Here is a 19,318-nt window from a genome sequence, read left to right on the forward strand (position 1 = left end):
CGGCTCAGTTACCCTTGCGGTTGAGAACGACCGCTTCGCCGCCTTCAGTGCCTTGGGCTATATGCCCGATGATCCAGGGCGCTTCGCCGGCTTTTTCCAGCACGCTGATGGCGTTGGCGGCCTGCTCTTCGGCGACACAGATCACCATGCCGACGCCGCAATTAAGCACGCGGTGCATTTCCGTTTCATCCACATTGCCCTGTTCCTGCAACCAGTTGAACACGGCGGGGCGCTGCCAGCTGTTCAGGTCAACATGTGCGCAGGCATCGGCCGGCAGTACGCGGGGGATGTTTTCCAACAGGCCACCGCCGGTGATGTGAGCCATGGCCTTGACCGCCCCGGTTTCCTTGATCAGCTGCAGCAGTGCTTTCACGTAGATACGCGTGGGCGCCATCAGCAGTTCGCTGAGTGATTTGCCGTCGAGCATGGTGGTGTTGATGTCCATGCCACTGACTTCGATGATCTTGCGCACCAGCGAGTAGCCGTTGGAGTGCGGGCCGGAGGAGGGCAGGGCCAGTAGTACGTCGCCAGCCTGCACGCGGCTGCCGTCAATAATCTCGGCTTTTTCCACCACACCGACGCAGAAGCCGGCCAGGTCGTAGTCTCCGCCTTCATACATACCGGGCATTTCTGCCGTTTCGCCGCCTACCAGGGCGCAACCTGCGAGCTCACAACCGGCGCCAATGCCGCTGACGACTTGCGCTGCGACATCGATGTCCAACTTGCCGGTAGCATAGTAGTCGAGGAAGAACAGCGGTTCGGCGCCACATACCACCAGGTCGTTGACGCACATGGCGACCAGGTCGATACCGATACTGTCATGCTTGCCCAGGTCCATCGCCAGACGCAGCTTGGTGCCGACGCCGTCGGTGCCGGAGACCAGCACCGGCTGCTTGTAGCCTTCAGGAATTTCGCACAGGGCGCCAAAACCACCCAGGCCACCCATTACTTCGGGCCGGCTGGTACGTTTGGCGACGTGCTTGATCCGGTCGATCAGGGCATTGCCGGCGTCGATGTCAACTCCGGCGTCCTTGTAGCTGATGGAAGGCTTGGGTGGCGTTTGGCTGCTCATGCGCGAATCTCGGTGATGAAAGGAATAACAGCCAGCCAATGCAAGCCGCTGCGATAAAGCGCATTAGTTTAACAATATGCAGGGCCAAGAACCATGCCGGTTGGACGATCGATCTGCGATGCCTCGCAGGCTTGGTTGCCGCCACCGCGACGGTTGTTTAATGTATGCGCTTTATCTCTGTTCACGCCAGCCATCCGTCCGGGTTGCCGTTGACATGTCCAAGCGGAACCATTCATGTACTCAATGCGAAAAATCTTGCTGTTGTTGGCGCTGACACTGGCCCCCGTTACCTTGCAGGCTGCGGTCGTGCAGAGCTTCTACCAGGTGCAATTACCGGTAGCGGAGGATCAGCCACGGGATGAAGTCATGCGCCAGGCGTTGGAGGTCATGCTGACGCGCTTGGGCGGATCTGAGGCGTTGAGCAAGCCTGACCGTTTCGACAAAGCGCTGGCAGATCCGAGCACGATGATGCGGCGTATGGGCTCGACCGACGACGGCGGAGTCGATGTGGAGTTCGAGCCGGCGCAGTTGCGTGAACTGATGAGCGCGGCTCGGCAACCGATGTTAGGGCCGACTCGGCCAGGGGTTATGCTCTGGGCTGTGGAAGAACGCGCACTGGGTAGCGAGTTTTTGAATCCGGGTGGCGAGTGGGCTGAGGTCTTGAGTGCAGCAGCCCAGCATCGCGCAGTGGCACTGAGCTTTCCGCTTATCGATTTGCAGGATCGGGCGGAGGTCAGCGAAGAGACGATAGTTGAGGCTGACAAAGCTACCCTGGTCAAAGCGACCGAGCGTTATGAAGCCAGCGCAGCATTGGCCGTGCATATTATCCAGGAGAGCGCTGGTTGGAAGTTGGACTGGAATATGTGGCTGGATGACGAGGCGGGTAAGGGGAGTATTAGTGCCGAGACCCCTGAACAGGCCGCAGATGAGTTGATGCTGCGGGTAGCGAACCAGGTATTTTCCCAATATGCCGTTTCGTCCGCGTCAGCGGGAGAACTGGGTAGCTGGATTATCGTTGTCGATGACGTGAAGGGGCTGGACGCATTTGCCAGCTTGCAGCGCATATTGCAGCAGTTGGGCAGCCAGGTAATGCCGCAATTACAGGCTATCAACGGTAGCCAGGTGCGTTTGAAATTCGATTTCCCAGGCAGCGAAGCGCAGTTGCAGCGGTTGCTGGCGCTTGATCAGCGGCTGATCAAGACCCAAGCCCCGGCACCCGAGCCTGCCCCTGCTATGCCAGTTAGCCCAGCGGTCTCTGATCCTGCAGTGGAAGGCGAGACAGTGGGTGAGGGGGCTGGCACCGAGACGCAAGTAGACGGATCCGGCGGCTCCGCGAGCCCCGAGCCTGAGCTGGTGCCGCCCCCGGCCCCAACCCCTGAGCCTGCGGCGAATACCCTGTATTACCGTTGGCGCTGAGGGCTGTGAGCCTGAGCATGTGGAAGTCTGAAATGTGGGTTGATGCGCTTTGGCCCTCAATTACCTGTGGCGTCATTTGCGAGGACGCGAGAGCCTGATGCCGATAGGTCAACCCATGCAGCTGCCACTGAGCATCAAGCTCAATGACGAAGCTACGTTCACCAACTTCTACGCCGGCCCGAATGCGGCCGCGGCCAGTGCCGTGGAAGCGCTTTCCAGTGCCCAGCCGACTTTACCCGATACATGCCTGTATCTGTGGGGGCCAGCGCAGAGCGGCCGTTCACATCTGCTGCAGGCCGCCTGTCACCGCATGGCGGAAGCCGACGGACTGGCCATGTATCTGCCGCTAGCCGAGGTACAGGATCTCGGTCCGGATGTACTTGAGGGCATGGAGCAGTTTGATCTGCTGTGCCTGGATCAGCTGGATGTGCTGGTGGGGCATGCGGACTGGGAGGAGGCGCTGTTTCATTTATACAATCGCCTGCGTGAGCAGGGCAGCCGGCTGCTGATGGCGGCGTCTGCTGCACCCAGAGCCATGGCTTTCAGTTTGCCGGATCTGGCTTCGCGCCTGGGCTGGGGGCTAGTGTTTCAGCTGCACCCGTTAAGCGATGAAGATAAGCAGCGCATGTTGATGTTACGCGCCGAATTACGCGGGTTGCAGCTTGGTGAAGATGTGGCGCGTTACCTGCTCAATCGCGGGGCCCGCGGTATGGGCGAGTTGTTCCAGGTGCTGGAACAGCTCGATCAGGCGTCTCTCCAGGCCCAGCATCGTCTGACGATTCCTTTCGTCAAGCGGGTTATGGGCTGGTAAGGCCTTCAGCTCTCGCCGTTATTTACCCGCTGGGCTTGAAAGCCCCAGCGCACGTAACCCATCGCCGGAATAAAAAACAGCGTGCTGAAACCGGTTAACAGCGAGCCGTAGAGCATGCGCTCGGGTTGAAAACAGGTCAGTACGCCGTAGATAAAATACAGGTTCACAGCGAAGCACAGCCAGGCATGCGTACGGATATTGCCTTTGAGCATCCCCGGCATAAAGATCAACAGCGGCACGGTCAGTGTGCCAATGATGATCCAGGGGTTGGCACCGTGCAGGTCGGCAATCAATGCGTTGTAGATCAGCAATGTGCCAATTAAACCCAGATACCCGATCAGCGAGACCACGCGGCACAGGCGCACGCGTGGATTCAGATAGTCGATGCTGGGCAGTGGCTTGTCAGCTCGGGACATGGGCGGCTCCGGCGTGCAGTTGCTGAGTCAGCAGGGCGACTCTTTCGCCCAGCGCGCGGCATAACGCGGCTTCGTGTTTGTCCAGTCCGCGCGCGCCATCTGCGCCGGCATGATGGCTGGCGCCATAGGGCGTGCCTCCGCCGCGGGTTTCGGTCAGCTCAGGATTGGTATAGGGCAGGCCGGCCAAGAGCATGCCGTGATGCATGAGCGGTAGTTGCATGGACAGCAGCGTGCTTTCCTGGCCGCCATGCAGGCTGGCGGTAGAGGTGAACACGGCAGCGGGTTTGTTTGCCAGGCTGCCGGCCAGCCACAGGCTGCTGGTACCGTCGATAAAGTACTTCAGCGGCGCGGCCATGTTGCCAAACCGCGTCGGGCTGCCCAGTACCAGTGCGCTGCAGTTGCGCAGGTCGTCTTCGCTGCAATACACCGCACCTTGCTCAGGTACTGCGGGTTGGCTGGCCTGGGTGTCAGCTGACACACTGGGGACAGTGCGCAGCCTTGCAGGCATGCCGGTTTTTTCTATGCCTTCGGCAATCAGGCGGGCCATCTTGGCAGTGGCACCATGACGGCTGTAGTACAGGACCAAAACATAGCGTTCCGCATTACTCATGAAAACAGCTCCAGCAACTTCTCTGGCGGCCGGGCGATGATGGCGCGGTTGTCCTTGATCACGATCGGGCGTTCGATAAGTCTGGGGTAGTCGGCCAGGGCTTGTACCAACTGCGCTTCGCTGAGCTCCTCATTACCGAGATTGAGTTCCTTGTAGGTGTCTTCGCCTTTGCGCATCAGTTCGCGCGCGCTGAGCCCCAGATTGACCAACAGGTCGCTGATGGTGGCGTTATCCATTGGGTTTTCGATGTAGTTGATGACTTCGAAGGCCTCACCTTGCTCTTCGAGCAGGGCCAGTGCCTGGCGGGATTTGGAGCAGCGTGGGTTGTGGTAGATTCGCACCGCGGACATGTGACTCTCCGTTGCAGATAGGGTAAGCGGGTGGCTTATGCCGAGTATGGGGTTTATTCTAAGCCTTAATCCATCTGGCTGTCAGGGAACTTGGATGCCGCGCCGACTCAACCTGTTACTGCATTTTTTCCGTTATCTGTTCAGACGATTCGGCGAAGACAACTGTGCCAAGAATGCTGCGGCACTAACCTACACCACGCTGTTTGCCGTCGTGCCGGTCATGACGGTGACCTATGCGATGCTCGCTGCGATACCGGCCTTCAGCCAGGTGGGCGGGCAGATAGAGGATTTCATTTTCAATAATTTCGTGCCAGCGACGGGTGATACGCTGCGCGAATACCTGCGGGATTTTTCCGATCAGGCGCGGCAGTTGACTGGCGTGGGCATCGCCCTGCTGATCATCACCGCGTTCATGATGCTGGTGAATATTGAACGCGCCTTCAATGCCATCTGGCGCATCCGGCAGCGCCGCAGGGGCATATCCAGCTTCCTGCTGTATTGGGCGGTACTCAGTCTCGGGCCTTTGTTGCTGGGCGCCGGTTTTGTGGTCAGCACCTATCTCGCGTCACTGAATTTTCTTTCTGGTGATGCGGCAATAGGTTCGGCGTATCGCTGGGCGCTGGGCTGGGTGCCAATACTGCTAAGCGTAGCGGCCTTTACCCTGGTGTTTGTCGCGGTACCCAATACACGTGTACCTTTCCGCCATGGTTTGGTCGGCGGTGTGTTGGTTGCGCTGTTGTTTGAAGGCGCCAAGGCCAGCTTTGCTCTCTATGTTGCACTCTTTCCCGGTTACCAGCTGATCTACGGCGCGTTCGCCGCCTTTCCGCTGTTTTTGATCTGGGTCTATATCAGTTGGCTGATCATCCTTTTTGGCGCCGAGTTGGTGGCCAATCTGGATAGCAGTTCCGCCTGGCAGCGGCCTCTGTTGCCGCGACTGGTAACACTGATGGCGCTGCTGCGTGTATTGATTCAGGCCCAGCAGAAGGGCCAGGTAGTTGACCTGGGGCGGATGAATGCCGCTGGCTGGGTCATCCACGAAGAGTTGTGGCTGCAACTGACCGAGTTCCTCGAAGGTGAACAGATCATCACCCGCGCGCAACAGGGCGGCTATGTGCTCAGCCGCGACCTCGGCGAGCTGGACATGGCTGACTTGCTCTCGCGCTTGCCTGAGCCGCTACCGGCAGTGGAGAAATTGCCGGATCGGGTCGAAGGCGATGGGGCTTGGTATCCACCTTTTTTGCAGGCGTTGGGTCGCCTGGAAGAACAGCGCAAGCTGGCTCTACAGGGCAGCGTCAAGAGTTGGTTGGGGCCGGATGCCGGAGTGCCGGCTATCACGCTACCGCCCAGTAATCCGCTGGCTGACAGCTCGGAGCCCGGCACTCCACTGGCTGATACGCAAGCATCAAGCAATCCGGAGCAGGAGCAGTTGAAAGCATGATCTTCTCGCATGTTGGTTCGCACATAAGACACTGGCGTATGCCGTTGGTATTGATCGGCTGTATGGTTTTGGCTGCCTGTGGTGGAGAGCGCTGGAGCGATCAGGATGGCAATGCTTATTCGGCTGCGGATCTTGAGGGACGCTGGCTGGTCGTGAACTACTGGGCCGAATGGTGCGCCCCGTGCCGTGATGAGCTGCCCGAGCTGAATGCGCTGAACAAGGTGGCCGAGGATATTCAAGTGGTAGGCATTCACTTCGACGCCTACGAGGGCGCCGAATTGCTGGAGCTAAGCGAGCGTATGGATATTCGCTTCCCGGTACTGGGGCATGATTTCGCCGCAGCATACGCGTTGCCGCTGCCCCAGGTTCTGCCCACCACCTACATCATCAACCCTGCGGGCGAGCTGGCGCATACGCTGCAAGGGCCGCAGGACGAGGCAGGGCTATTGGCCCTGATTCAGTAGCCGAAAAACGGAGCGATTATGAGTAGTCTGAGTCTTCAGGGGTACGTGCGTGGCCAGGTACAGGGCGTGGGGTTTCGCCAGGCTACCGTGCGCCAGGCAAACAAGCTCGGTATCAGTGGCTGGGTGCGTAATCTGCCGGACGGGTCGGTCGAGGTCATGCTTTGCGGTGAGGAACCTGCGTTGGAGGCCATGACAGCGTGGCTGCGCACGGGGCCTGATGCAGCCAGTGTCGATGCGGTAGAACTCACAGGCTGCGCCTGGCAGGAGATTGCCGGGTTTGTGCAGCTGTAGCTCGCGGACCTGCTTATTCGTTGACGTACCAGAAGGTGTACCAGTAGTCGAGAACACGGTCGGGGTACTTCTGGCTACCCAGACTACCGTTATAGCGTGCCAGCGCCCGGCGCAGATTGCCTTTTTCCTTGTCCAGATAGAACTTGAGGATGGTGCAGCCATAGCGAAGATTGGTGGCCAGATCGATCAGGTTGTCGTCCGGGCGCCCCAGCTCGGCTTTCCAGAATGGCATGACCTGCATCACGCCCTGGGCGCCGACGCTTGAGAGCGCGTAGCGATCAAACAGACTTTCCGAGTGAATAACGGCAATAACCAGATCCGGCTTCAGCCCGGCGATACGCGCTTCACGGTGCACCAGTCGCAGAAATTCCAGACGCTGCTGCTCATTGGGGAGAAAATGTCTCAGCCGGGTGGACATGTCCAGCAGCCAGACCTCCGCATCAAAACGGTCATGAAAGCTGTCCGCCTGGGACACGGTCTGCATCAGCAAGGCTTTGAGTTGCGGGTCCACTTCTTCAGTGGAAGTGCTCTGTGCCGCACACAGGGTGCTGGCGCAGAGCAGGATCAGACCGGTCACTATCCTTGTGAGTAGGGTCATGTCAGGGTCGCTGATTGACTTCCAGGGCGTTCACGAACTCACCCTGCAACTGCGGGTCGCCGGTCGTCAGCAGGATAAGCATGTTTTCCAGCTGATTGGATTCCTCGGCAAGCCCCAGCTCGGAGAGACGGTGAACGCGATAGGCCCACTGGTCTACGTCATCGTTTTCCAGATTGTCGTAGATGAGTCTGACCGCTTCATGCAGCTTGCTGCGAAGCTCGCGGTCGATCAGCAAGTTCACCTCGTCGCGGGCTTTCGGCCCGGCACTGGCAGCCAGCTGAATCACACGCAGGTTGTCATAGTCCAGATTGAGAAAGCCGTCGTTCAGCAGGTTCAGGCGCAGTACCCCATCAACGTCGGTATCAAGGCTGGTGCGAAAGCTTCCGGCAATGATGTCGACCGGCTTGTTGGCCCAGGGCAGCGTCTGGTGTTCTTCACGCCGATCAATAATGCGGCCGCGTGCATTGAGCTCGGTAACATCGTAATGCAGCTGTTGCTGCACACGCAGGGTGCGCTGGGGCAATGACAATACCGACACTTCGCCCGCATCAATCTGAATGCTGTGGTTAAGCAGGGTACGCTCAACACGAGCGGGCGAGCTTTCGCTATGCGGCATATTCATGCCGCAGGCCGTTAACATCAGGCTGGCGGGCATCCACAGCCACCAGTTTGCCGCATGCGCTTGCATTGTCTCTCTGCCCTCAGGCCTTGCCGAATTGTTCGAGCAGGAAGCCAAGCATATCCGCACTGGGGATGTTGCGTGCTTCGCTGTCGCGCCGGTATTTGTACTCCAGGTGACCTTCGGCCAGCCCGCGGTCACTGATCACCACCCGATGGGGGATACCGATCAGGTCCATATCAGCGAATTTGACGCCGGGGCTGACTTTTTTGTCACGGTCATCCAGTAATACTTCAATGCCCGCCTTCTGCAGCCCCTGATAGAGCTGGTCGGTAACTTCCCGTACGTCTTCCGAGCTTTCCATTTTCATCGGCACCAGTACCACCTGGAAGGGCGCCAGGGCGTCAGGCCAGATAATGCCGCGTTGGTCGTAATTCTGCTCGATGGCGGCAGCGACCACGCGTGACACACCAATGCCGTAGCAACCCATGATCAGCGTGCTGGCTTTGCCCTGCTCGTTCAGCACATTGCAGTTCATGGCCTCACTGTACTTGCGGCCCAGCTGGAAAATATGCCCGACCTCGATGCCGCGGCGGATGACCAGCGTGCCGTCACCGTCCGGGCTGATATCGCCTTCCACGACGTTACGCAGGTCAGCAACCAGATCGTACTTGGCGTCGCGGTCCCAGTTGACGCCAGTGAAGTGGCGACCGTCCTGATTGGCACCGCAGACAAAATCAGCCAGGTGCGCAGCACTATGATCGGCGATCACGGTGATATCCAGGCCCACCGGGCCAATCGATCCAGGCTTGCAGCCGATGGCTTGTTGAATCTGGGATTCGGTGGCGAAGGTCAGCGGCGCGTGAACTGCAGGATGGTTTTCCGCCTTGATGGTGTTCATCTCGTGATCGCCACGCAGTATCAGTGCGACCAGCGGGTTGTGTTTACCATCCTGTGATTGGCCGAGCACAATCAGCGTTTTAACCGACTGTTCTGCTGGCAGTTGCAGGAACTGGCTGACGGCTTCAATCGTGAGTTGGTCAGGGGTATCCACCAGCGTTTTCGATTGCATAGCGGCAGGGCGATCACCCTGGGGTAGCTGCGCCGTGGCCTTTTCCATATTGGCGGCGTAGGTGCCGGTATCCGAGAACACGATAGCGTCCTCACCGGAATCAGCCAGTACATGGAATTCGTGCGAGCCTTCACCGCCGATGGAGCCGTTGTCTGCCACTACTGGGCGGTAGTTCAGGCCCAGTCGGCTGAAGACGTTGCAATAGGCCTGGTACATGCCGTCGTAAGTCTGTTGCAGAGAATCCTGGTCAAGGTGGAAGGAGTAGGCATCCTTCATGACAAATTCACGGGCGCGCATGAGGCCGAAGCGCGGACGAATTTCGTCGCGAAACTTGTTTTGAATCTGGTACAGATTCAATGGCAATTGCTTGTAGCTGGTGATCTCGGTACGCGCCAGATCGGTAATCACTTCTTCGTGGGTCGGGCCGACGCAAAATTCGCGATCGTGACGATCCTTCAGGCGCAGTAACTCTGGGCCGTACTGCTCCCAGCGTCCTGATTCCTGCCATAGTTCGGCGGGCTGAATGGCTGGCATCAGTACTTCCATGGCACCGGCATTGTTCATCTCGTCACGCACCACTGCTTCGACCTTCCGCAATACCCGCAAACCCATAGGCAGCCAGGTGTACAGGCCCGAGGCTATCTTGCGGATCATCCCTGCGCGCAGCATCAGCTGATGGCTGATCACTGTGGCGTCAGCAGGGGTTTCCTTCAGGGTCGATATCAGATATTGGCTGGTACGCATGGGGCTGGATAATCCTGGGGCAGAGTCATGTATTGGGCGTATTGTACGGTTGTCATCATGTGACGTATAGCCCATGAAGCGGGGCGGAGAGGCTTAATGCGAGCATAAAAAAACCCGGCCGAAGCCGGGTTTTCTGTTTCTTACCTCAGGTCTGCTTAGAGCAGGTCCCAGGTGTAGGAAACGATCAGGCGGTTTTCATCAACATCACCACCGTCAAGCTCTGCGTCCTGACGAATGGTAGCGTTACGCCACAAAACGTTGACGCCTTCCAGCATGCCAGCTTGCATGGTGTAGCTGATGTTGGTGTCACGCTCCCAACGAGTGTCGCGAGTGCCACCGGCAAAATCGGTGTCAATGTCGCTACCGCGGATGTAACGAGTCATGAACGTCAGACCAGGAATGCCAAGGCCTTCGAAGTCATAGTCATAACGAGCCTGATAGGATTTTTCATCCTTGGCGTTGAAATCCAGGTATTGAACCGAGTTGGCGATGAAGATCGCGCCGTCCAGGTAAGCAAAGCCTGCATCGCCACCCATACGCTGTGCTGCCAGGGTAAAGCCATGGTTGCCGGCGCCCAGAGTCACACCAATGGAAGAAGCTTTGTTGTCATATTCGTCAACGGAGCTTTCGTTGGAAGTCTCGTAGTGAGCCAGATCAGTGCTCAGCGACAGGCCTTCGGCCAGGTCGAAGGTGTAGGACAGGCCAGCGAAGTGACGCTTCCACAGCTCATCGGCTTTGGAGGTGTACAGAGTCGCGCCTAATGCGTCGCTGAACTCATAAGTACCGCCGAGGTAAACAACTTTCTCGTCTTCGAGGCCGAAAGCGCCGTCGTTTTCAGAAGAGAATGCCATTTCGCCACGGTCATCCATGCGGCCAGCTTCAACAAACAGGCCGTCGATGGTGCTGTTGGTAACGCTGTAGCCGGAGTAGTGGTTCGGCAGCAGACGGGCGTCATCGTATGCGATAACGGGGTTTTCTGGCAGGTGTACGCCATAACGCAGAACGGTGTCGTTCAGGATGTTGGCTTTTACAGCGCCACGAATTTCGGAATAGTTGCTTGGGCCAGTGTCGCCCTGGCTGCTTGGCAGAATGCCAGTGCCAGCGGAGTCGCTAGTGCTGTCAAGCTTGATGCCGAGCATGGAGATAGTGTCGAAACCCAGGCCGATCGGACCGCGGGAGTAACCGGATTCGAAGTTCAGCACGAAGCCAGTAGCAGTTTCGTCACGCTTGCTTTGACCGGCGCCGCTGCTGCGGAAGTCACGGTTAAAGTTCATGGTACGGTTGCTGAGGGTAGCGGAAGAACCTTCGATGAAGCCTTCGCTTTCCTGAGCAGTTACGTTGGAAACCAGCAGGCCGTTGCCTACAGCAACTGCCAGCGCGATGGAACTCCACTTAATAGCATTTTTCATTCGTTCGTTGCTCCTTCAATTTTTTAAACTTCTTAGAAATCGCGGTATCAGGGAACCAGGTATCTTTTTTATTGTCGCCTTAGATTAAAGCATCAAAACATTATTTGCGAAACCAATCACTGGAAAAACAGCACCTTGTCGCTATTTTTCTATAATCTGTCGCATCAATGCTAGCCTTTTTCCTAAGGAAAATCGAACAGCGTCGCGGTAAAACGCGCTATTTGGGTGTTTTTTATAGCCAAACCGTCTCGAAATGAGACTGGGTTCGCAAAAAAGCTATAATGTAACTTTATTTGCGGGATTCTGACATGTTCAAGCTGGATGAGCAATTAGCTTCTGATTGCGTTGTATTGGGCGATTTCAAGCTGTGTACCCTGCTGCTAATGAATGATGCTCAGTATCCGTGGTTCATTCTGGTGCCTCGCCGGGAAGACATAACTGAGATATTCCAGCTGTCTGCGGCTGATCGCGGTCAGCTAATGGCGGAATCCTGCCTGCTGGCTGAAACCCTCAAGGACGCATTTGCCGCTGACAAGATGAATATAGCGGCGCTGGGTAACGTGGTCAGTCAGTTGCATGTGCATCATGTGGTGAGATATCGCGCCGATGCAGCCTGGCCTGCTCCTGTATGGGGCAAGATGCCGGTGGTGAAGTGTCCGCCAGAGCTCATAGTTGAACGTATAAAGAAGCTGAGGGCGGTCTTGACCGGTGGGTTTACCTTTGCGGAGTCATTTCGATGAGTGAATTGGAAAGCAGGATTGCTGATCTTGAGGTGCGTCTGGTGTTTCAGGACGATACCTTGCAGGCTTTAAACGACGTGGTAGCCGCTCAGCAGATGGAGCTTGAAAAGCTCAGGCGATCGCTGGAAGTGTTGGCGCGGAGGCAGGCCGATCTGGCTGCCTCCATGCCTGGAGAAGCCAGCGACGACGCGCCGCCTCCCCATTATTGACCCAAGCGCGGTGACTAGAGAATCACCACGTCTTCGGCCTGCAGGCCTTTGTCGCGGTTGGCTACCACGAACTCTACGCGTTGGCCTTCTGCCAATGCACGGTGGCCTTCGCCACGAATAGCACGAAAGTGGACAAAAACGTCATCGCCCTGGTCTCTGGAAATAAAACCAAAACCTTTATTCGTGTTGAACCATTTCACAGTGCCCGCTTCGCGGTCGGAGGATTTGTTCAGCATGGATTTGCCCGGCATGGACGGCATGCTGAACGACACCTTGGATAGCTTCCCGGTCAGGGTCAGAATAGTCAGTAGGCACACTCCGCCGATAGCGAGCCCGATAGCATGTATGCCGAAGGCTGCGAGCGCGGGACTGAACAGTGTCGCGAACAAGGGGATAAGGGCAGCTAGCAGGATCAATACCGACGCGACCATGCTGGCGGCGCGTTTTGGTGCTGAGTGGAACTCGCTGTTGCTATTGAACTGCTGGAGATTGAGCAGGCCGGTCAGCAGAAGCAGAATGCCCATGAGGTCGATAGGACCTTGCTGGGTAAAGAAGGGTAATGCGTTGACGAGTCCGATGATCAGGGCTGTCAGGCCGACAATAAAATGCAGGTAATGAAAGAGTTTCAAGTAGTTCACCTTGGATACATTAACAATGAGATTAGTGGCTGTCCGACTGTAAGGGTCATGGTCGGGGCGCGCACTGTAACCTGAATGTGCCAATGTCTCAAAGCGGCAAGCTTGAAGGAGTGGGGTATGAAGAGTGGAGCGGGGAGACCGCTCCACGGTAGATGCAGCTCAACTACGAGCGTGCTTCAGCCAGCTTAACTCTCCAGCAGGCTGCGTAGCATCCAGGCCGTTTTTTCATGGACCTGCATGCGTTGAGTCAACAGATCTGCAGTCGGCTCGTCGTGGGTTTCGTCGCAGATAGGGAAAACGGTACGCGCAGTGCGTACACAGGCTTCCTGACCTTCAACCAGCAGGCGAATCATCTCCTTGGCTTCAGGAACCCCTTCTTCTTCCTTAATACTGCTCAGCTCCACAAACTGCTTGTAGGTTCCTGGCGCAGGGAAACCCAGAGTGCGGATGCGCTCGGCAATATCGTCGACTGCCAAAGCCAGCTCGTTGTACTGGGTTTCAAACATCAGATGCAGTGTCTGGAACATCGGGCCTTTGACGTTCCAATGGAAATTGTGGGTTTTCAGATACAGGGTGTAGGTGTCGGCAAGCAAATGCGACAGGCCTTCAGCGATCTTTTCCCGATCCTTTTCTTTAATACCAATATCAATTTTCATCATCACTCCTGTTGAGTTATGTACGTCAAAAATGGCTGCACTGCTGTATTGACAGCATAGCATCGGGCTTGTTCAGAAATCGCCAGCTCAGGGCCAGGGATACCGATGCAAAATGTGTTTGTCACTTATCGGACTGTGAGTTTAGCAACGGTCTGCGTCGGGTTAGTGGCGACAATAGATCCGCCAGGTTCTCCCCGCGTGGACCAATTTTCGGGTATATTATGGCGCTTTTATCCGTGCGCCCTATGCCGCAGGCAGTATTTCACTGCGCAAGCGGCCCGACTCAATACAGGAACACCACACCATGATGCGTAGCCACTATTGCGGCCAGTTGAACGAGACACTGGCGGACCAGGAAATCACTCTCTGCGGCTGGGTCCACCGTCGCCGTGATCATGGCGGGGTGATTTTCCTGGATATCCGTGACCGTGAAGGTCTGGCGCAGGTAGTGTTTGATCCGGATCGCGAAGAGACCTTCGCGCTGGCCGATCGTGTGCGCAGCGAGTACGTAGTCAAAGTTACCGGCAAGGTGCGCCCGCGTCCGGCTGGTGCAGTGAATCCGAACATGGCTTCTGGCGCGATTGAAGTGCTGGGTTACGAGCTGGAAGTGCTGAACCAGGCCGAAACACCGCCGTTCCCGTTGGATGAGTATTCCGATGTAGGCGAAGAAACCCGCCTGCGTTATCGTTTCATTGACCTGCGTCGTCCGGAAATGGCCGCCAAGCTGAAGTTGCGTTCGCGCATTACCAGCAGCGTGCGCCGTTACCTGGACGAGAATGGTTTCCTGGACGTGGAGACGCCGATCCTGACTCGCGCCACACCTGAGGGTGCGCGAGATTATCTGGTGCCCAGCCGCACCCATCCCGGCACTTTCTTCGCGTTGCCGCAGTCGCCGCAGTTGTTCAAACAGCTGCTGATGGTGTCCGGCTTTGACCGCTACTACCAGATCGCCAAGTGCTTCCGTGACGAGGATTTGCGGGCTGACCGCCAGCCGGAATTCACCCAGATCGATATCGAAACCAGCTTTATGGAGGAGAAGGACATCATCGGTCTGACCGAAGGCATGATCCGCCAACTGTTCAAGGAAGTGCTGGACGTCGACCTGGGCGACTTCCCGCACATGACGTTCGAGGAAGCGATGCGTCGCTATGGCTCCGACAAGCCGGATCTGCGTAACCCGCTTGAGCTGGTAGACGTGGCTGACCAGTTGACCGAAGTCGATTTCAAGGTGTTCAGTGGTCCGGCCAATGATGCCAAGGGCCGTGTTGCTGCGCTGCGGGTGCCCGGCGGCGCAAGCATGCCGCGCAAACAGATCGACGATTACACCAAGTACGTGGGCATCTACGGTGCCAAGGGCCTGGCCTATATCAAGGTCAACGAGCGTGCCAAGGGTGTCGAAGGCCTGCAGTCGCCTATCGTTAAATTCATCCCCGAATCCAATCTGGAAGTGATTCTGGACCGGGTCGGTGCGGTAGATGGCGATCTGGTGTTCTTCGGCGCTGACCGCGCCAAGGTAGTGTCCGAGGCGCTGGGTGCACTGCGCATCAAGCTGGGTCATGACCTTGAGCTGCTGACCTGTGAATGGGCGCCGATGTGGGTAGTCGACTTCCCGATGTTCGAGGAAAGCGATGACGGTAGCCTGAGCGCGCTGCATCACCCGTTCACTGCGCCCAAATGCAGCCCGGAAGAGCTGGCAGCAAACCCGGCGACGGCTTTGTCCCGTGCCTATGACATGGTGCTGAACGGCACTGAGCTGGGTGGCGGCTCGATCCGTATCCACCGCAAGGAAATGCAGCAAGCAGTGTTCAACATCCTCGGCATCAGCGCCGAAGAGCAGCAGGAGAAGTTCGGCTTTCTGCTCGATGCGCTGAAATACGGTGCGCCGCCGCACGGTGGCCTGGCCTTTGGTCTGGACCGTCTGGTGATGCTGATTACCGGTGCCCAGTCGATCCGTGAAGTCATTGCCTTCCCGAAAACCCAGAGCGCTGCCTGTGTAATGACTCAGGCGCCGGGAGCGGTCGACAGTAAAGCCCTGCGCGAGCTGCATATTCGCCTGCGCGAGCAACCCAAGGCCGAGTAATTCAGTTTTCAGATAGACGGAGGCGATGATGGCCGGACATTCCAAATGGGCCAATATCAAGCACCGCAAGGCGGCTCAGGATGCCAAACGCGGCAAGGTATTCAACAAGCTGATCCGCGAGCTGACTGTGGCTGCCAAGTTGGGCGGTCCTGAGCCGGCAGATAATCCGCGGCTGCGCTCGGCGGTGGACAAGTCGCTGACCGCCAACATGACCCGCGATACCATTGACCGCGCCATCGCGCGCGGGGCTGGCAGTAACGACGCCGACAATATGGAAGAGCTGACCTATGAAGGTTATGGCGCTGGCGGTGTGGCGATTCTGGTCGAAGTGATGACCGATAATCGCAATCGCACTGTGAGTGAGGTGCGTCACGCGTTTAATAAATGCGGCGGCAATCTGGGTACGGATGGATCGGTTGCCTATCTGTTTACTCGCCGTGGTCAGATCAGCTACGCCCCAGGTGTGGATGAAGATGCATTGATGGAAGCATCGCTGGAAGCGGGTGCCGAAGACGTGTTGAGCAACGACGATGGCTCTATCGAGGTATTCACCACCTTCGAGGAATTCGGTGCGGTCAAAGACAGCCTTGATGCGGGTGGGTTCGAGGCAGATGCTGCGGACGTCAGCATGATCCCCGCGACCACGACCGAACTGGATCTGGATACCGCGGAGAAAGTCATCCGGCTGATCGATATGCTGGAAGATCTGGACGACGTGCAGAACGTTTACAGCAATGCGGAGATTCCCGATGCGGTGCTGGAGCAGATGAGCTAGTGATCCCGGTTAGTGAAAGAGGGAGGCGAATGCCTCCCTTTTTTATGCCCTGATCAGTTGAAGTTTTGATTCTGGCCCAAGCCAATGTGGCACACTGTGCCGCAGGTAAAATGAGAGTGGCAACAGCGTATGGCATTGATTCTGGGCATAGATCCCGGCTCGCGCACCACCGGCTACGGGATAGTCAGTGAGCGCGCGGGCAAGTGTGAATATGTGACCTCTGGCTGCATTCGCCTGGGCGGGGGACCCTTCCCGGAACGACTGAAGCTGATCTTTGAAGGCTTGACCGAGCTGATAGGCCAATACAAGCCAGAAATACTCAGTATTGAGCAGGTGTTTCTGGCGCGTAATCCGGATTCGGCGCTGAAGCTGGGGCAGGCCCGCGGCGCCGCCATAGTGGCCGCCGTTCATGCTGATATGCAGGTGCATGAGTATACTGCCAGGCAAATCAAGCAATCGGTGGTGGGTACCGGCGCGGCGGATAAATCGCAGGTGCAGCACATGGTCACTCAGTTGCTTGGCCTCTCTGGCACGCCCCAGGCCGATGCTGCCGATGCCTTGGCTGCCGCGCTCTGCCACGCCCACTCCGCCGCGTTGAACCTGCAGTTGGGTGGCGGTTTGCTTGGCTTGCGTAATGGCCGGGTGCGCAGGCGATGAGAAAAAACAATATTGAAAGAGGAGCCGCTGCGTGATTGGACGCCTGAAGGGCATTCTGCTGGAAAAACAACCGCCGCATATTCTGCTGGATGTGCAGGGGGTAGGCTATGAGCTGGACGCGCCCATGAGCACTTTTTACAAGCTCCCGACATTGGGTGAAACGGCCACCCTGCATACCCATATGGTAGTGCGTGAAGACGCGCAATTGCTTTATGCTTTCGCCGAGAAGCGCGAACGGGAATTGTTCCGTGAACTGATACGGCTCAACGGTGTGGGTCCTAAATTGGCGCTGGCGCTGATGTCTGGTCTGGAAGTGGACGAGTTGATTCGAGCGGTCCAGGCTCAGGATACCAGTGCGCTGGTGCGCGTGCCGGGTGTGGGCAAGAAGACCGCGGAGCGCTTGCTGATCGAATTGCGTGACCGCTTTAAAGCCTGGGAAACACTGCCTGGCTCGTTCAAGCCATTGGCGGCTGGAACCGCCGCTGCGGCGCCGGCGTCACACAGTGCTGATGCGGTGAGCGCCTTGATTTCGCTTGGCTACAAGCCGCAAGAGGCAAGCCGGGCGATAGCATCGGTGGAAGAAGACGGTTTGAGCAGTGAAGAGTTGATACGTCGCGCCCTCAAGGGCATCGTTTAAGCAGATTCAAAACGCACGGGTAAGTCATGCTGGAAGAAGATCGCCTGATTGCTGCGAGTCCGCGGCAACAGGAAGAAGTCATAGACCGGGCCATCCGCCCCTACCGCCTGGCTGATTACATTGGCCAGCCGACAGTGCGCGAGCAGATGGAGCTGTTTATCAAGGCGGCGAAGGGCCGAGGTGAGGCCCTGGATCATGTGCTGATCTTTGGCCCGCCCGGCCTGGGCAAAACCACGCTGGCGAATATCATTGCCCAGGAGATGGGCGTCAAGATCAAGAGTACCTCCGGTCCGGTATTGGAGCGTGCCGGGGATCTGGCGGCGATGCTGACCAATCTGGAAGCAGGCGATGTGCTCTTTGTTGACGAGATACATCGGCTATCGCCGGTAGTGGAAGAAATTCTGTATCCGGCAATGGAGGATTATCAGCTCGACATCATGATCGGCGAGGGGCCCGCCGCCCGTTCCATCAAGCTGGATCTGCCACCCTTCACGCTGGTGGGCGCAACTACTCGCGCCGGCATGCTGACCAATCCACTACGAGACCGCTTCGGTATCGTGCAGCGCCTGGAGTTCTATGGCGTGGATGACCTGGCTACCATCGTCCGACGCTCCGCCGGCATCCTGGGTCTGGATCTGGCAGCGGAGGGCGCGCTTGAAGTCGCCCGCCGCTCCCGTGGTACGCCGCGTATTGCCAATCGCCTGCTGCGACGTGTGCGCGACTTCGCCGAGGTGCGCAGCAGTGGCAGCATTACCCGAGAGGTAGCCGATCAGGCATTGAACTTGCTTGATATCGATGAGAAAGGTTTTGACCATATGGATCGGCGCCTGTTGCTGGCCATGATCGACAAATTCGATGGCGGACCAGTGGGGATCGATAGCCTGGCCGCTGCAATCAGCGAAGAACGCCACACCATAGAAGACGTGCTGGAGCCGTTTCTGATCCAGCAGGGGTTCATCACTCGTACACCTAGAGGGCGCATGCTGACGCGTCATGCCTATGCGCATTTTGGTCTCAATCTGCCGGCGCGCATGACGCAGCCGGTCGGGGACCTTTTTCTGGATGGTGGTGGTCTGAGCGAATAATAAAAAATATATTTTCGATTTTACCGGGGAAGCACTATGCAAAGGTTACCGTTGGCTCTACATTATGCGCGCTGACAATTCCGGGCCGCCATTCGCGCTGAGAGCCCGTGTCTACTTTGAAGATACCGATGCCGGCGGCATTGTCTATTACGTCAATTACCTCAAGTTCATGGAACGTGCGCGAACCGAGTTGGTGCGTTCTCTGGGGTTTGACCAAAGTGTCTTGCAAGTTGAAAACATTATTTTTGTGGTTCATTCGGTAGCGGCTCGTTATCACGCACCTGCGCGTCTGGATGATGAACTTGTGGTCGGTGTTGAGGTCTTGGAACTCAGGCGCGCGAGTATCCGCTTCCGTCAGCAGATAACCCATGTCGACGGAAAATTGTTATGTGAGGGTGAAGTGCTGGTCGCCTGTGTCAGTGCCGATCAATACAAACCAAGAGCCATTCCGGCGGCCCTGAGTGATGCATTCAGAGCTGCTCAAGCAATTAGTAGTCAGATCGAAGGAGATGCAACGCGTGCAAGCTGATC

At 57.2% G+C, this 19,318-nt stretch carries 23 protein-coding genes; 13 read left to right on the top strand and 10 right to left on the bottom strand.

Annotated features, from left to right (window positions below; all coding sequences use genetic code 11):
- Positions 1 to 4: 4 nt before the first annotated feature.
- Positions 5 to 1,072, bottom strand: coding sequence for a phosphoribosylformylglycinamidine cyclo-ligase (purM, locus tag DT594_RS00475; protein ID WP_149330896.1), 1,068 nt, complete (start codon positions 1,070 to 1,072; stop codon positions 5 to 7).
- A gap of 234 nt (positions 1,073 to 1,306) precedes the next feature.
- Between purM and DT594_RS00480 the strand changes: the two genes are divergently transcribed.
- Together DT594_RS00480 and hda are read left to right on the top strand one after the other, a co-directional pair.
- A complete protein-coding gene (locus tag DT594_RS00480) occupies positions 1,307 to 2,488 on the top strand; it encodes a DUF2066 domain-containing protein (RefSeq protein WP_149330897.1) in 1,182 nt (393 codons plus the stop codon).
- Positions 2,489 to 2,585: 97 nt separating this feature from the next.
- Complete coding sequence (gene hda / locus DT594_RS00485; RefSeq protein ID WP_149330898.1) at positions 2,586 to 3,299, top strand: DnaA regulatory inactivator Hda; 714 nt, start codon at positions 2,586 to 2,588, stop codon at positions 3,297 to 3,299.
- Between the two features lie 5 nt (positions 3,300 to 3,304).
- Here hda and DT594_RS00490 read toward each other — a convergent pair whose 3' ends face one another.
- Genes DT594_RS00490 through arsC form a run of 3 tightly spaced genes read right to left on the bottom strand, consistent with a single transcriptional unit; the run spans position 3,305 to position 4,675 of the window.
- Positions 3,305 to 3,715, bottom strand: coding sequence for a DUF2069 domain-containing protein (locus DT594_RS00490; RefSeq protein WP_096346251.1), 411 nt, complete (start codon positions 3,713 to 3,715; stop codon positions 3,305 to 3,307).
- Complete coding sequence (wrbA, locus tag DT594_RS00495; RefSeq protein WP_149330899.1) at positions 3,702 to 4,325, bottom strand: NAD(P)H:quinone oxidoreductase; 624 nt, start codon at positions 4,323 to 4,325, stop codon at positions 3,702 to 3,704. Before wrbA ends, DT594_RS00490 begins: the two co-directional genes overlap by 14 nt.
- A complete protein-coding gene (gene arsC / locus DT594_RS00500) occupies positions 4,322 to 4,675 on the bottom strand; it encodes an arsenate reductase (glutaredoxin) (protein WP_096346249.1) in 354 nt (117 codons plus the stop codon). The genes wrbA and arsC overlap by 4 nt, the downstream gene beginning before the upstream one ends.
- Before the next feature lie 94 nt (positions 4,676 to 4,769).
- Here arsC and DT594_RS00505 point away from each other — a divergent pair, with 94 nt between their 5' ends.
- The 3 genes from DT594_RS00505 to DT594_RS00515 are packed head-to-tail and all read left to right on the top strand — an operon-like array spanning position 4,770 to position 6,868.
- Entirely contained in the window at positions 4,770 to 6,113 is a 1,344-nt protein-coding gene (locus DT594_RS00505; protein ID WP_149330900.1) for a YihY family inner membrane protein, read from the top strand.
- Entirely contained in the window at positions 6,110 to 6,577 is a 468-nt protein-coding gene (locus DT594_RS00510) for a TlpA family protein disulfide reductase (protein ID WP_149330901.1), read from the top strand. Before DT594_RS00505 ends, DT594_RS00510 begins: the two co-directional genes overlap by 4 nt.
- 18 nt (positions 6,578 to 6,595) lie before the next feature.
- Positions 6,596 to 6,868: an acylphosphatase gene (locus tag DT594_RS00515; protein WP_096346246.1), complete on the top strand. Its 273-nt coding sequence runs from the start codon at positions 6,596 to 6,598 to the stop codon at positions 6,866 to 6,868.
- 13 nt (positions 6,869 to 6,881) lie between these two features.
- Here DT594_RS00515 and DT594_RS00520 read toward each other — a convergent pair whose 3' ends face one another.
- From DT594_RS00520 to DT594_RS00535, 4 genes are all read right to left on the bottom strand, one after another.
- Positions 6,882 to 7,466: a lytic transglycosylase domain-containing protein gene (locus DT594_RS00520; protein ID WP_149330902.1), complete on the bottom strand. Its 585-nt coding sequence runs from the start codon at positions 7,464 to 7,466 to the stop codon at positions 6,882 to 6,884.
- Between the two features lies 1 nt (position 7,467).
- Positions 7,468 to 8,121, bottom strand: a complete 654-nt coding sequence (locus tag DT594_RS00525; RefSeq protein WP_149330903.1) for a hypothetical protein — start codon at positions 8,119 to 8,121, stop codon at positions 7,468 to 7,470.
- Positions 8,122 to 8,167: 46 nt separating this feature from the next.
- The gene (locus DT594_RS00530; protein ID WP_149330904.1) at positions 8,168 to 9,901 is read right to left on the bottom strand and encodes a proline--tRNA ligase; all 1,734 of its coding nucleotides are present in this window, start codon (positions 9,899 to 9,901) and stop codon (positions 8,168 to 8,170) included.
- 155 nt (positions 9,902 to 10,056) lie between these two features.
- Complete coding sequence (locus DT594_RS00535; RefSeq protein ID WP_149330905.1) at positions 10,057 to 11,310, bottom strand: OprD family outer membrane porin; 1,254 nt, start codon at positions 11,308 to 11,310, stop codon at positions 10,057 to 10,059.
- A 308-nt stretch (positions 11,311 to 11,618) separates the two neighbouring features.
- Here DT594_RS00535 and DT594_RS00540 point away from each other — a divergent pair, with 308 nt between their 5' ends.
- Both DT594_RS00540 and DT594_RS00545 read left to right on the top strand, forming a co-directional pair.
- Positions 11,619 to 12,050: an HIT family protein gene (locus DT594_RS00540; protein WP_149330906.1), complete on the top strand. Its 432-nt coding sequence runs from the start codon at positions 11,619 to 11,621 to the stop codon at positions 12,048 to 12,050.
- Entirely contained in the window at positions 12,047 to 12,259 is a 213-nt protein-coding gene (locus tag DT594_RS00545) for a SlyX family protein (RefSeq protein ID WP_410402926.1), read from the top strand. The genes DT594_RS00540 and DT594_RS00545 overlap by 4 nt, the downstream gene beginning before the upstream one ends.
- Before the next feature lie 14 nt (positions 12,260 to 12,273).
- On the opposite strand, the gene DT594_RS19170 is transcribed toward DT594_RS00545, so the two are convergent.
- Together DT594_RS19170 and DT594_RS00555 are read right to left on the bottom strand one after the other, a co-directional pair.
- On the bottom strand, positions 12,274 to 12,888 hold the full coding sequence (locus DT594_RS19170) for a cold-shock protein (RefSeq protein ID WP_342780272.1): 615 nt from the start codon (positions 12,886 to 12,888) through the stop codon (positions 12,274 to 12,276).
- Positions 12,889 to 13,082: 194 nt separating this feature from the next.
- The gene (locus DT594_RS00555; protein ID WP_096346239.1) at positions 13,083 to 13,553 is read right to left on the bottom strand and encodes a Dps family protein; all 471 of its coding nucleotides are present in this window, start codon (positions 13,551 to 13,553) and stop codon (positions 13,083 to 13,085) included.
- Between the two features lie 304 nt (positions 13,554 to 13,857).
- On the opposite strand from DT594_RS00555, the gene aspS reads away from it, so the two are divergent.
- The 6 genes from aspS to ybgC all read left to right on the top strand — a co-directional run bounded on the left by aspS (position 13,858) and on the right by ybgC (position 19,316).
- On the top strand, positions 13,858 to 15,633 hold the full coding sequence (gene aspS, locus DT594_RS00560; protein WP_149330907.1) for an aspartate--tRNA ligase: 1,776 nt from the start codon (positions 13,858 to 13,860) through the stop codon (positions 15,631 to 15,633).
- Positions 15,634 to 15,661: 28 nt separating this feature from the next.
- Positions 15,662 to 16,408 carry a YebC/PmpR family DNA-binding transcriptional regulator gene (locus DT594_RS00565; RefSeq protein ID WP_149330908.1) on the top strand — a complete coding sequence of 249 codons (747 nt, stop codon included), beginning with the start codon at positions 15,662 to 15,664 and terminating at the stop codon, positions 16,406 to 16,408.
- A 129-nt stretch (positions 16,409 to 16,537) separates the two neighbouring features.
- Positions 16,538 to 17,065: a crossover junction endodeoxyribonuclease RuvC gene (gene ruvC, locus DT594_RS00570; protein ID WP_096346236.1), complete on the top strand. Its 528-nt coding sequence runs from the start codon at positions 16,538 to 16,540 to the stop codon at positions 17,063 to 17,065.
- A 31-nt stretch (positions 17,066 to 17,096) separates the two neighbouring features.
- On the top strand, positions 17,097 to 17,702 hold the full coding sequence (ruvA, locus tag DT594_RS00575) for a Holliday junction branch migration protein RuvA (protein ID WP_149330909.1): 606 nt from the start codon (positions 17,097 to 17,099) through the stop codon (positions 17,700 to 17,702).
- A gap of 26 nt (positions 17,703 to 17,728) precedes the next feature.
- A complete protein-coding gene (ruvB, locus tag DT594_RS00580) occupies positions 17,729 to 18,787 on the top strand; it encodes a Holliday junction branch migration DNA helicase RuvB (protein WP_149330910.1) in 1,059 nt (352 codons plus the stop codon).
- A 64-nt stretch (positions 18,788 to 18,851) separates the two neighbouring features.
- The gene (gene ybgC / locus DT594_RS00585) at positions 18,852 to 19,316 is read left to right on the top strand and encodes a tol-pal system-associated acyl-CoA thioesterase (protein ID WP_149330911.1); all 465 of its coding nucleotides are present in this window, start codon (positions 18,852 to 18,854) and stop codon (positions 19,314 to 19,316) included.
- Positions 19,317 to 19,318 lie beyond the last annotated feature (2 nt).

The sequence above is a fragment of the Halopseudomonas laoshanensis genome (assembly GCF_008365385.1).
Classification (GTDB): Bacteria; Pseudomonadota; Gammaproteobacteria; order Pseudomonadales; family Pseudomonadaceae; genus Halopseudomonas; species Halopseudomonas laoshanensis.